Consider the following 13526-nt stretch of genomic DNA (forward strand, 5'->3'; position numbering starts at 1 on the left):
TGGATATCTTTCACGCCACTGTCACAGGTGCCTAACGACACATCATGCAAAAGTGTCTGGTTAGGTTAAACGGGAAATGTGGTTCCCATCAAACAATCTTCATGAATATTAGTGTGCTTGTACGTCATGATGGCTTACGTTTGTTGTTATTCCACTGCTGCCCCCGCAACGGTAATACGCCAAGCGCGTTAGCCCGACACCGGCCTGAAATATTATTCACAGATGACAGCTATTACGAATGAAGCGGAGGGCTTCATTGGAATGTCGACTTAGAGCATCGGATTGCACGGCGTTGCACGTGTAGTGAGTTAACTAACTTCATTCTCTTTCCCCTCCTTCAATCGTCTGTTTTTTTAAGATTGAGGAAATACACAAGTGAAAAGACTTACATTAGCGCTCGCGGTAGCGGCGGTTACATCATCGATGGTTAGCGCTGACGATGGCGTAGAAACAATCACAGTTACCGCGTCACGTGGGGCCAACGTTCAACTACCTACCTTGGCCACCCATGTTGTCATCGAGCGTTCAGACATTGAACTTGCTCAAGTGGAATCGGTACCCGCGCTACTTTCTCGTTATGCAGGCATTGATGTCGCCACAAATGGTGGCCGCAGACAAGTGGCGTCGGTATTTACCCGAGGTGCAAGTTCAGATCAAACACTGGTATTAGTGAATGGCTTACGGGTGAATACGGCAAGCAGTGGTGGAGCAACATGGAATACCATGTCACCTGAACTTATCGAGCGAATTGAAATTGTTAAAGGCCCCCGCGCCGCGGTGTGGGGATCAGATGCCATTGGTGGTGTTATTAATATCATTACGCGAGAACAAGCGCCGGGTAGCGTAACCTTAAATGCCAAATATGGGACCAATAACACACAGTCATATTATCTTGGCACCGGTGTTTCTCACGGCAATGGCGCGACCACCTTCGCAATAAACAAAGAGCGCAGCGACGGACTTGATGTACTTAAAACTTCAGAGCCTGATGATGATGGCTACGAGAATATAAGCTTTACCGTTAATGGTAATCAAACTGTCACCAACGCGTTGTCAGTGAACTGGTTGTTTAAGTCATCAAAACAAGATGTAGACTTCGATTCCACATACCTTAATACCAGTGAAAACGAAAATCGTGAATGGCAATTAGCTGGCAATTACCAGTGGACAGCGTCTGATATTCAAAACACCGCCACGCTGTCTGTGGGGGCAATCAAAGATAAAAACCTCAGTTTTGGTAACGATCGTGCAAAACAAGACGGCGATCTATTCGAAACGCAAAGCGATCAGCTCTCTGCCACCAATACCTCAATTTTCAATGAATCATTCACCCTTGTACTTGGCACCGACCAGTACAAAGAGGAAATGGTGTCGTCTACTGCATTTACGCAATCAGAGCGTCGTGTTGAAGGGTATTTTGGTCATGGTTTATTTTCTCAAAACGGACTTACTGCCGAAGTAGCATTACGTTATGACGACGTAGAAAATATTGATAGTGAAACCACCTATAATCTAGGTGTGGGTTACCAAATCACAGATGAAATTCAGCTGTCAGTGGCTAAAGGTACTGGCTTTAAAGCACCTACGTTTAATGACTTGTACTATCCCTATGGCGGTAATCCAGATTTATTGTCTGAAACCTCGGACACTGAAGAAGTGAACGTCACTTATGTGAAAGACGCCTTTGACTTAACGGTGAGCTACTACAATACAGATATAGAAAACCTGATTGAGTGGGCACCCGATGCCGACAACGTATGGCAACCCAGAAACTTGTCGCAAGCGGATATCAGTGGTATTGATATTACAGCGAACTATTCTGGTTTGGGTGGAAACCACACGTTTAATTATGGCTACTTAGATGCCGTAGATGGCGCCACGGGTTCGCGTTTAGTGAGACGCGCTAAGAACCAGTTTAGCTATCAATTTACCGCAAGCTTTGATACTACCGACCTAATGCTGAATTATGAATACAAAGGGGATCGAATGGACTCGGGTGTGGAATTAGACAGCTACCAACTAGTTGATGTGAGCGTCAATCACCGCTTCACTGATGCTATTTCCGGTAAATTGAAGTTACATAATGTGTTTGACGAAGAATACGAAACGGTTCTTAACTATCAAACACTAGGCCGAGCCGTATACTTGAGCATAAACTATCAAATGTAGGCGGCACAGCCACTAAAAAAGGGTAAGCGATTTTAACGCTTACCCTTTTTTGTTTGTGCACCGCTAAAAACTTAATGAGACAGGCATAATAGTGGGATATTAGATATGCCTGTCTTGGTTAGTGGTAGAGAAAATAACTAATGAGACAGGCATAATAGTGGGATTGTAACTATGCCTGACTCAGTTTAGGAGAAGTAAACTCTAATAATTAAAAGTTTCTAAAAAGTGAAGCAATATCTAGTTCGCGTGTACCAGATTGTAGCGCTTCGTTTATATCTTTACTTGGTAATATGTAGGCTTCAATAAGTGGATACGTTGGATGAATACCTAATTCTGATATCCCGTCACCGTCAAGATCATCCAGTATCGAGAAAGATGATGTTTGCTCGTCTAGCGATGTATTTTTTAATTCCAAAATTAATCCATCCGGAATCTGATCTAGCATGACGACCTCACCAGCGTCAATCTCGTCAAGTGCTTTTGCCAATACGATACTTATCGTTGCGTTAGGATGAACTGGGTCATCTAGATAATACGAAAACACCAAATCATCACGTCCGTCGTTATCTAAATCATCAATAAATGAGGCGGAGTGGAAGACATAACTATCAGTGATGTTAAATATTACCACGCCATCATTTCCTGCTTCAGCGACAATGGGAACACCCACTGTGCCAGCTTGAAGTTTGCTCCCCTTTATAAGCCGCACACGGTTTAATTCAGGGAAAAATGAAGGGGTAGTTATGAGAGGATCGTTAATCCCGTCGTTATCAATGTCTCCAGTTTTGTTCTTTATATCAATTTCGTAGGCCGCAGACTCAATAATAACAAGATAATCATCTTGAATATCATTAGTAAGAGTGAGTGAGTCAGGGTTTTCTTGCATAAACAACTGACTTTTTACGATAATCGAATGGCTAACTCTGAATTGTTTTTCGCCCGCTCCAATCAGTAACTCTTCACCATTGTCACCATCGATGTCACCCAATACTTGCAACTTATTTATTGGATTAGGACCGGCCAATAAAAACTCTACGTTACTGTCCACAACTAACGATGATAAATGGAAAACATCATTGGGGTCGCTTTTATCTTCAAGAACGTTAATCTGCCCTTTTGCCTTACTATTTTTAATATGATCGCCAAACACGATAAATAACTGCGATTTGTAAACGCTACTTTGGCTGTCTTCCAAGGTACTTTGTGGCGAGGATATCGCAATATCTGTAAGCCCATCCCCATCAAAGTCCCCACTTACAGACATATTCGCCGCTCTGTTCGTGCCTCCCAGCCCCCCGAGGGTAAGCCCTTGCGATGGGACTAGCGAATTTAGATCAGTTTCAGTATTGCTATCGCGCAGTGTTTCACCCCATATGACAAAAGCCAAGGGCCTTTCTACGTACGCATTATGTGAAGCGTGTACACTTGCTCTGAGCGTTACTAGTAAGTCAAGTGTACCATCGCCGTCTAGGTCGCCTAGGGGCTCAGGTATCAGCTCGTAACCAGTAAAATCTTCGATATTATTAATCATACCTAACGAAGCATACCAGCCGTACATGTGGTGTAAGACGTAATCATCAATGGAGCGGGCGATAAGTTCTTTACCACTGGGTAATTCCATATCAGACTGAATCATGCGACCATCTATTATATAGCCATGGAATTCGGGGGTTTCTGATTGGAGCGATCCATTAAATCTTCCTAAATACGTAAAATTAAACTTCATCGAATTCAAGAATAAATCGTTTACACCATCCCCGTTTATATAGTAAAGGCTTAACAAGACAGGCACTAAATAAACATGCCTGTCTCGTTTAGAAAACGGTATTGCATAAACATGCCTGTCTCAAAAGCGGGTTGCTGCACTTACCGCATTTTACGGGGTGTTGAAGATAAACCAGTTCAAATCTGTGCCGCTTTGCATTAAGGTGCAGCGCTAAAATTTTATAGCAGAAGTACGTTGTATGTCTTTACCTAAAAAACCAAGCTTGTTGCGCATGTATATGAACGGCAATATTGTTTTACAAATTGTCGTGGGCATAGTGCTGGGTGCGGTTTTAGCCTTTATTTCTCCTGAACTCGCCTCCAAAGCAAGTGTCCTTGGTACGCTGTTTGTTAAAGCTTTGAAAGCCATAGCACCTCTTTTAGTGTTTGTGTTGGTGATGGCTTCTATTGCCAATCACAAAAAGTCGCAGCAAACCTATATTAAACCTGTACTTTTTCTGTATATGGCTGGAACACTTATAGCCTCGGTGACGGCCGTGGTTTTCAGTTTTATGTTTCCCAGCACGCTAAATCTACTGACTTCAAATGTTAAACAAGTGGCACCCGAAGGCATAAGTGAGGTGCTCACCACTTTGGTTTTTAACATGGTGGACAACCCAGTGAATGCGTTAGTACAAGGCAACTATATTGGTATTTTAACCTGGGCTGCAGCCATAGGGTTTGGTCTCGGCAAGGGATCTGAAACCACCAAGAATGTGTTGCAAAACTTAGCAGATAGCGTGACGTCAGTGGTCAATATAATCATTCGTTTAGCGCCGTTTGGAATATTCGGGTTAGTGGCAAATACCCTCGCGAGCACTGGTGTTGAGGCGCTTGTAGACTATTCTCATTTACTACTGGTTCTCATCAGCGCCATGCTGTTTATTGCATTAGTTACCAACCCCTTACTCGTATTTATTGCTACACGTAGTAATCCTTATCCCCTCGTTTTCACCTGTTTAAAAGAAAGTGGGATCACTGCATTTTTTACCCGTAGTTCTGCGGCCAATATTCCTGTCAATATGGCGTTGTGTGAACGGCTAAAATTGAATGAAGACACTTATTCAGTTTCTATTCCGTTGGGTGCAACGATAAATATGGGCGGGGCGGCGATTACCATAACCGTACTGACGCTAGCCGCAGTTAATACCCTAAACATTCCGGTCGACTTTGTTACAGCGGTGGTGCTTAGTCTAGTGGCTGCGGTATCGGCATGTGGAAGCTCTGGTGTGGCGGGCGGGTCGCTACTTCTGATTCCTCTTGCTTGTAGTTTGTTTAATATTCCTAACGACATCGCCATGCAAGTGGTGGCAACAGGGTTTATTCTTGGGGTTATTCAAGACTCGGCAGAAACAGCATTAAACAGCTCAACGGATGTCCTATTTACCGCCGCAGCGTGCAAAAGCCCAAGCATAGATTAAATTTTGGGGTAATTTTTGTGGATTTCTTGCGAGGTGAGAATTTTAAACCTAACGTAGTATTGTGCGTTGCCGATAAGCTTAATTACAGTAGTGTGTCTCGCACCTAACAATGTTTAACTCACTTCGTCAAGGAAGGCCATATGTTCAATAAACACCTTGTAAAAGAAAACGCTGAGCTACGTGAAGAAGTTCATATGCTTAAACAAATCCGTGAGGGTTTGCGTGAAGAAATGATATTTGCCCACCTCGATGCTCATGCAAATATACAAGATGTAAACCACTTGTTTGAACAAGAATTGGGCTATTCACTGGCGCAAATTAAAGGGCGGAATTTTTTCGAGTTTGTTCCTGAAATTGCGAAAGAGACACCTCACTATAGAAAGCTAAAACAGTGTATTGATGAAAAAGCGCATTATTTTGGTGCCATTGAGTTTTTACGCAATAACGGTGAAGAGGCTTGGCTACGTGGTGTGGTGCAGCCTGTATTTGACGTTAACGGCAAAATCGTCAAGTATTCCGTCAACCTCAATGATCTTACTCGTACCATCTCTAAATCGAAAGAACATGAAGATTTAGTGGCGGCGCTTCATAAATCAAATGCGGTCATAGAATTTGACCTTCACGGCCATATTCAAAATGCCAATGATGCCTTTTTGCAAACCGTTAAATACAGCTTGGAACAAATTAAGGGCCAGCACCACCGTATTTTTTGTGAGCAAGAGTATGCTAATTCTGCTGAATATAAGCGATTTTGGGATCGTTTGGCCCGTGGCGAGTTTGTGGCAGGGCGTTTTGAACGCTTAGACGCACACGGGAATAAAGTTTGGCTGGGAGCCACTTATAACCCCATATGCGATTCGCACGGCAGAATGTATAAAGTGGTTAAGTTGGCAACGAATATCACCGAACAGGTAGAGCAAGAAAGGGCGGTTTCAAACGCCGCAGAAATTGCTTACCGTTCTTCAAACAGTACCGATCAAATTGCGTCCCGTGGTAAAGAAGTGATTGAAGAGCTTCTTGGAGAGATGTCTTCGTTGTCGGAACAAATGGACAAAGCCAAAGAGGGTATTCATGCCCTTGACGATCAATCTCAGCAAATCGCAACCATTATTGGCAGCATTAGCGCAATTGCCGAGCAAACAAATTTGCTAGCACTGAATGCCGCTATAGAAGCCGCTAGAGCCGGCGACCAAGGCCGTGGCTTCGCCGTGGTGGCCGATGAAGTACGCCAGCTGGCCTCGCGCACCACAGACGCTACGGAAGAAATTATCAACGTAGTTAAACATAACCAGTCTCTGGCGTCAGATGCAGTAGAGCTGGTTAATGTAGGCGATGAAAAAGCCCAAGGTGGCTTAAAGTATGCTGAAGAAGCAGGGCAAGTGATTGCACAAATTCAAGACGGTGCAAAAGAAGTGGTTAACGCCGTAGAGCAATTCACGCATCGTTTAAGTTCTAGCGAAGATGCGTAGTCAGCCTTATTGAAAACAGCGCCACCCTCCTGTGGCGCTGCTTATTTTTATTCAGTGTTGTAGTTTTACTTTCCTCAAGCCTCGCTATTCCGCGTTTTCTTCCTTTGAATTAAAACCCAGCATTTTCATACCCTCCATACGCTAACAAAGTCACCCGTTTACCCGCAATTGTACAAGGGTAATCTTGGTTGTTTGAAAAATATCCAATTGCTTCAAGGCATTCGATACGCTAACGTTAAGTGTCGATTAAAAAACAATCAAAATAAGGTCGAAAATGTTTTCAAAAGCGCAAGGGGAAACACTGGTTTCACCCGATGTATTGCTTGAGCGAATTCGCAATGGAGACAAGCAAGCTGAAGAAGCCTTAGTGAGCCAATATTGGCGGGGGTTACACTATATCGTTAACCGCCAAACCAGTGATGCAGAATTGGCTGCTGATATTGCGCAAGATGCGTTTGTGGTTGTCATCACTAAAGCCAGAAAGGGGGAAATTGAAAATGCTGCCGCCATTGCCAGTTTCATTCGAAATGTGGCAGGAAACTTACTTATTGCGAACTATCGTAAAGAAGCTCGCAGAAAAACCGACAGTAACGATCAGGTAGATCACCTGTTCGAACACCTTCAACCTGAACATGCTGAAAAGCTTTGCCAAGAGAAGCTTGTCGCAGTTGTGGCCCAAGTATTAGATGAACTGCCTACCAAGCGCGATCGCGATTTGCTTTATCGTTTCTTTGTATATGGGCAAGCTAAAACAGTGATATGCGAAGAGTTGCAACTCACTGACGCCCATTTTGACCGTGTACTTTATCGGGCAAGAAATCGATTGAAGCAAATATTACAAATGCGGTTTGGGATAGACAGCAGTAAATTCAGCCTTGGGCTTTTTCTTTCAATTGTGCTGTCTTTTACTGTCTTCGATGTCACTTCTCCAACCGTTTTTTTTCACCAACAGGTGAGAGATATACGTTCTACGCAACACATAGTGGGTATGTCAGAGATACAAAGGCCTAAGACTAAATGGGCAAACACACAGTGTAAACAATCCACTTCTTCTTCCAGTGTTGATGGTTAGCTTCGCTATGAATATGAAAGATATTGAAGAAAATGCTATCGCGCAAAAATACGCGTCTGGGCAGTTAACGCCACAAGAAACAGAAGCGTTTGAGCTGTTTTTGTTAGAAAACCCTCAATTTGTTGAGCAACTTGAACTCGACGCTGTATTAGCAAAAGGCGTGAAACTGATTGCTAAAGCGCCGGCAGCTGTGCCTCGAAAGCGCGCATTTTGGTGGTTTATTACAGGGCTGCTTAGTGGCGGTGCTGGGGTATTTGCGCTTTCTTTGTTAGTCATGCCTTTATTCACCGCGGTGAACGAGGTTGGTGATACCTCACAAATAGCTTACTTAGAAACAGTCAGGGGCGAGACATCAAACAATATGGTGGTGATAGAAAATGAGCATAAAACGCTTATTTTAGTTTTGGATACGGGGAAAACTTCTCAAACCGCATTTTCTGCCAGCCTGGCCAGTGACGGCAATCATATTATTAAGTCGTGGCAACGCAGCCAGTCAGATAGCGATGGACAAGCCGTATTACTTGTTGATACCGAATTGCTGCAAGAGGGGCATTATGAGGTGGCGGTAGAAGCCCTTGGCGAACAAGTGACACGGCTAACTTATGAACTCAATGTAGCGAGATCACCCTAGGATAAAAAGCAATGGAATGCATTAATATTAACCGGTTGTTCCCACTGTGCAGTGAAGAGCCATTGCTCTCAAACGCCCAAATAGCCACATTGTCGCGGCTGCTCACTCATCAAGGAACGAGGCTGCGAGGTATGGCATCCGCTACCTCCTCCATTCCAGCAGGATACACTTACCTCGGGCAATTTATATCTCACGATATCGTGCCCAAAACCAACCCTCGTGCTCGAGGGCGAACTGTGTCACCGGCCCTTAATTTAGACAGTGTGTATGGCAATTTAAGTAGCGACGAGCTTGCACGCTATTTTGATGATGAAGGGTATTTTAAACATAATGGACAGCCGTTTGACGTGATCAGGACACACAAAAAAGCATTAATTCCTGAAGCGCGAAATGACGAGAATAGCATTATAGTGCAGCTTCATCGGCAACTTCAGTTGCTGCATAATCGCATCGTTAAGCGCCTAACGAATGTGACAGATTCCGTGGCCAAAATTGTTTTGGCGAAAGACATTGTTACCACGCTTTTTCATATTGTGGTGGTGAATGACTTTTTACGCCGCCTTTTAGATGAGCGGGTATACAACGCGTATTTTAAAAAAACACGGCAGTATATTCTAGCGCTGAATGCGCCCTTATCATCGGTTCCCATAGAGTTTTCACTTGCTGCATTTAGGTTTGGTCATAGCCTAGTAAGAAATAACTATACCTTTTCAAAGGAGCCAACTGTTAATTTCACCATGGATCGTATTCTTAGGAGGTCCACCTCCGCGGGGCTGCAAGAAAACGAGCAAATTGATTGGTCATTATTTTTCATTGAAACGTCTCAAAAGGCCAATTCCATAGATATGTCCATTGATGTGGGGCTAGGTGATATTCCTGATGAGGGAAACATCGTGTTGATTAATTTAAACGCGGCAAACACCCTGAAACTCGCATCCGGGGACGCCACGCTTTCCTATATAAAACAATATTTTCCTCAGTTAGCGCTAGATGTTGACTTATTTAGACAGGCACCATTAGAGATAGGTGAAGAAGCGGAATTATACCGTGCATACCAAGTGTTATTAGCAAACTTCTCCCAGAGAAGGCTACCTTTATGGCTTCATGTTTTACATGAATCTCGCCATTCTTCTAATCCGTTCAACGCACTTGGAAAGCTAGGAAGTATTATCAATGCAGAAGTAGTAAGAAGCTCAATTTTGCATTGTTATGCGAATAGATCGTTAAAAGAAAACCAGTCGATGATGGCGTTTCTACAAGACGCGCCACCCCTTCAACGTTTTCTTGAGCAAACCCGTGAATCTATTCCCCACACCATGTTAGAGCTAATACACTTTCTTAAATAAGGATTATGACTATGTCTGATTACAACTGGCCGGAAGAGGTCGCTTACGTGAATGCAGTAGATTTCTCTGCTAATCAACGACTCGCCGACTACCACCCACGTGCGGTAACCGCGAACGGTAAATCTGCATACCGACAAAAAATACAACTACTCGGTAACGATAAGCTTAAAATTTTTGTTGATTCAAATGAACTCGGCGGGAAAAGTTGGGCCGATATGGCCATTGAAGTTTTTGATATCGCAGAGTTTTCGCCTACCTCTACCTTCCCCGACACCATGGAATGCGAAGAAATTTCCCTCAGTGATTTAAGGCATGCCACTCCAGCGGGTTTTAGCGCCGTAAAAATGTATGTCACCCTAGTTTCAAGGGACGCGCCAGACCCCTTAGATTTTAGTCAAACCTACAACCTCTTTTTAACTACGTTACTGTGGAAAATTGACCCAGTACCAGAAAATGCGGGGGATAATAAAGGTTTGAGTGCACCTTCTTTCGCCAAAACTTCCTATACCTGGAGAGGCTAGTAAGGGTGAGTCGAGTGTACATACCCTTAAAGGCAATAGCGGCGATAACCATCCTGTTTATCGCCGTATTTTCTTGCCCTAGGCTTGTGGCTGAAGAGTATGATATTACGCTGCCGGAGAGTGCGGCTTTCGGGGGGAAATTTGTTCGCATTTCCTATACGGGTGAGGCTATTGAGTTTATTGTTCATCATTCAACGGAACCAAGCATTCGCTTATCAGCCCCCTTTCTACTTTCACAAATTGAATACCTATACTTGCCCGCTTCTTCAACGCCCTATTCGCTAGTAGCAAAGTCTCAATATCCATTACTGTTTCGAGCAAGCGATGTGGGGGTTGAAGTCGTGGATGAAACACGGCTTTTAAAGGCCGATATCAACCAAGTTACCCAATGGAAAGAAGAAAACTGGGTAGAAGATGCGGCTAAATTTCATCAGCAGCCAAGCTGTGTGGTAAAAAAGAAAATGCTGAATGACCTTCTTGAACAAAATAGGCTTGAGGAAATTCTTGCACCTAGTGAACAACCGCAAGTCAGTGCTTTCTCAGACCAATGTGGTATTTACCCTGTGTTTGCAGCAGAAGCTTACTTCCGGCTGATGAACTTTGAAGAGGCGAGCCGTGGGTTTAAACACACACAATCGCAAAGCTGGATGTCATCAGCCCCGCCTTATGACGTGGCGTATGTCAATTTAATGCGAGGGTTCAGTGACATTCTCCGAGGTGACGAACGTGCAGACATGCACACCATTTATGAAGGATGGGAATTTCTTCAATATGCCAAATCCCTGATTGAAGCGCATCAGTTAAACGAATTATTGCCAGAATTACATAATGCCCGCGCAACCTATTTTCGGGTTACTGGCGATTTGGTGGCCGCCGCTGACGAATTAGACACCGCCATTGCAGTTAGTCGCGCCTTTGAAAAGTACAATCACGTTGCTAGCTATTTAAACAACCTGGCTGTTTTACATCGCGCATTGGGTAATTTGGCTGCTGCCCAGCGCACCTACAGCCAGTCGATACAACTGGCTCGCATGAGTAACGACGCCTTAGCGTTAACCATTCAGCACGACAACTTGGCGAGTACTTATATAGAGCTTGGCGACTTACCCGCTGCTGCGCGTTATTTTTCCTACTCGGTAGATATTAACATACAAATGGGAAGAGATGCCTACACCGCAGAGGCCTTACTAGGCTTGGCAGATGTTGCCTTAGCGCAAGGTAATGCTGGGTTAGCTGACACTTACTTAAACCAAGCCCAGCCTATTATCACACCTACGTCGTTTCGTGAGAGCAGCCAATATCATACTTTACGCTCAGCCTTTTACGCTGAAACAAAGCAACCGGATAAAGCAAAACAAGCGGCCGCGCTAGCATTTGAACAATTGGCTGCACTCAGTGATACACGGCATAAAATGAATGTGCTATTTACGTTGGCCAGAAGCGCCATTGCGATACAAGAAGTGGAAATGGCAGAGGTGTATTTGCAAAGTGCATTGGTGTATATCAAACCTAAACATCCGCATCTTATTGAATATTACGAACTGAAAAACGCCCTTTTCTTACAGCATGCTAAGCCGCTAACTGAGTCACAAAAAGCCACAGTAGAAAACAATTTTACCGCTGCACTTAGCCTGGTAAATGAGGTTGAAAATACCTTAAGTATTTATCGTTTAGGGCCCACCTTTAAAAATAAAGTACGCTTATTGATTGATAGTTATGTTGAATACCTCTTGGCAGATAACGGCAATACCAGCGCGCAAAAAGTATTGGAAGTCATGGACAATTATCAAAGTAGCATGCTTCGTAAAAGTAGACAGTTTTATTCTCAATACGGTCAAGACATTGCACTAGAAGAAAACAATACAACCGCCGAAATGGAAGTTAATCTTTTAAGTGTTGGTGAGTCGAATTTGGCGGCCCAGGCACAAATTGATATCAGCCTAGAAAAACGGGATGCGTTGAGAGCTCATGGTCGTCAAGTGAGCCTCGATGTTGACCGCACCCACGTTTATCAATTTGAGCGGCTAATAGATAAACTACAGCAGCATGAGGCCTTGGTAAGGTTAATAGATTTACCTAAACACACCCATCTTATTGTTGGTACAAAACAAGGGTGGCGGCGGTTTTCTATTGGCAAGACTATGAGAGATAAATTACACCAGCAAGAAGGAGTAGTGACGGGGATAAAGGCAGATGAATTACTTCCTTTAGAGTATTTTAAGTCGCAGTCTATTTCCAAGCTGATAGTGGTTAGCGATCATCTCACGCATACCATCGCGTTTTCCGCGCTGCCGATGCCAGATAATGCCACGCATGTTATCGACCATTTTGAAGTGGTACGCGCTTTTTCTGTTTTAGATTATTTCAATCCTGTTCCCTCTAGCGCAACGCAAGGGTCACATATCGCGGTGTTTGCTAATCCAAGATTTAATTCGCCTGCTAGCGGAATTTCAAATAAAGCTACCCTTACTTGGCGAAAGGCCATGCCACCTTTGGTCTTCTCGGAACGGGAGGCAAGCAGTATTCAACAACACTTTTCTCATGCTTCGGTCGTCACAGCTTTGGGCGCACAAGCAAACAGCGATGTCTTGATGTCTGATGAATTTGGCCATGCCAAGTTACTGCATATCGCCACTCATGGTTTTTATGACCCTGAGTATCCCGGTATCGTTGGCCTAGTAACATCTGATGCGGCAACACGCCGATATTTACCCGGTTTTGTTTCTTTAACCCAGTTACTGAGTCGGCCATTTTCTGCAGATTTAGTGGTATTAAGTGGATGTGACACGTTGCGGGGGGAAATATGGCTTAGCGAAGGACAAAATAGTTTATCGAGAGGTATGCTAGCGCAAGGCGCGGGGTCGGTATTGGGCACCTTGTGGAAGGTGCCAGACAGAGCCACCGCCACCTTTATGGAACATTTTTATGCTAGCTTGGCTACCACTCACAACGCGTCACGGGCGTTACAAATTGCAAAGCAAAAAATGAAGCGAAACCCGCGTTTTCGTTCGCCACGGTATTGGGGCGCCTTCGTGCTAACTGTGGCTCACCAAAAGGCAGAAGCAATTAAGTTTTAATAGGCTTCTTTTTACGCTGAGTGTTCGTACCTTTCAGCACGACACACTGCAAAGCA

The 13526-nt window shown here is 44.1% G+C and carries 9 protein-coding genes and 1 riboswitch; of the genes, 8 read left to right on the forward strand and 1 reads right to left on the reverse strand.

From position 1 onward, the window contains the following. Positions 1-8: 8 nt before the first annotated feature. Positions 9-222: riboswitch (cobalamin riboswitch) on the forward strand. Positions 223-375: 153 nt separating this feature from the next. Next, positions 376-2169 carry a TonB-dependent receptor domain-containing protein gene (locus IUA53_RS03710; protein WP_044448575.1) on the forward strand — a complete coding sequence of 598 codons (1794 nt, stop codon included), beginning with the start codon at positions 376-378 and terminating at the stop codon, positions 2167-2169. A gap of 208 nt (positions 2170-2377) precedes the next feature. Here the strand turns inward: IUA53_RS03710 and IUA53_RS03715 are convergent, their stop codons facing one another. Continuing rightward, positions 2378-3805 (reverse strand): FG-GAP repeat protein, encoded by a 1428-nt coding sequence (locus IUA53_RS03715; protein ID WP_156141795.1) that lies wholly within the window; start codon positions 3803-3805, stop codon positions 2378-2380. A 328-nt stretch (positions 3806-4133) separates the two neighbouring features. On the opposite strand from IUA53_RS03715, the gene sstT reads away from it, so the two are divergent. The 7 genes from sstT to IUA53_RS03750 all read left to right on the forward strand — a co-directional run bounded on the left by sstT (position 4134) and on the right by IUA53_RS03750 (position 13470). Beyond that, positions 4134-5354: a serine/threonine transporter SstT gene (sstT, locus tag IUA53_RS03720; RefSeq protein ID WP_044448571.1), complete on the forward strand. Its 1221-nt coding sequence runs from the start codon at positions 4134-4136 to the stop codon at positions 5352-5354. A 140-nt stretch (positions 5355-5494) separates the two neighbouring features. Next, positions 5495-6823 (forward strand): methyl-accepting chemotaxis protein, encoded by a 1329-nt coding sequence (locus IUA53_RS03725; protein WP_044448570.1) that lies wholly within the window; start codon positions 5495-5497, stop codon positions 6821-6823. A 274-nt stretch (positions 6824-7097) separates the two neighbouring features. Beyond that, positions 7098-7895 carry an RNA polymerase sigma factor gene (locus IUA53_RS03730; protein WP_044448567.1) on the forward strand — a complete coding sequence of 266 codons (798 nt, stop codon included), beginning with the start codon at positions 7098-7100 and terminating at the stop codon, positions 7893-7895. 7 nt (positions 7896-7902) lie between these two features. Next, positions 7903-8526, forward strand: coding sequence for a hypothetical protein (locus IUA53_RS03735; RefSeq protein WP_156141794.1), 624 nt, complete (start codon positions 7903-7905; stop codon positions 8524-8526). Between the two features lie 11 nt (positions 8527-8537). After that, complete coding sequence (locus IUA53_RS03740) at positions 8538-9872, forward strand: peroxidase family protein (protein ID WP_156141793.1); 1335 nt, start codon at positions 8538-8540, stop codon at positions 9870-9872. Between the two features lie 11 nt (positions 9873-9883). Next, a complete protein-coding gene (locus IUA53_RS03745) occupies positions 9884-10393 on the forward strand; it encodes a hypothetical protein (RefSeq protein ID WP_044448564.1) in 510 nt (169 codons plus the stop codon). Between the two features lie 14 nt (positions 10394-10407). Beyond that, positions 10408-13470, forward strand: coding sequence for a CHAT domain-containing protein (locus tag IUA53_RS03750; protein ID WP_044448562.1), 3063 nt, complete (start codon positions 10408-10410; stop codon positions 13468-13470). Positions 13471-13526 lie beyond the last annotated feature (56 nt).

This window comes from Alteromonas sp. B31-7 (assembly GCF_015767655.1).
Lineage (GTDB): Bacteria > Pseudomonadota > Gammaproteobacteria > Enterobacterales > Alteromonadaceae > Alteromonas > Alteromonas australica.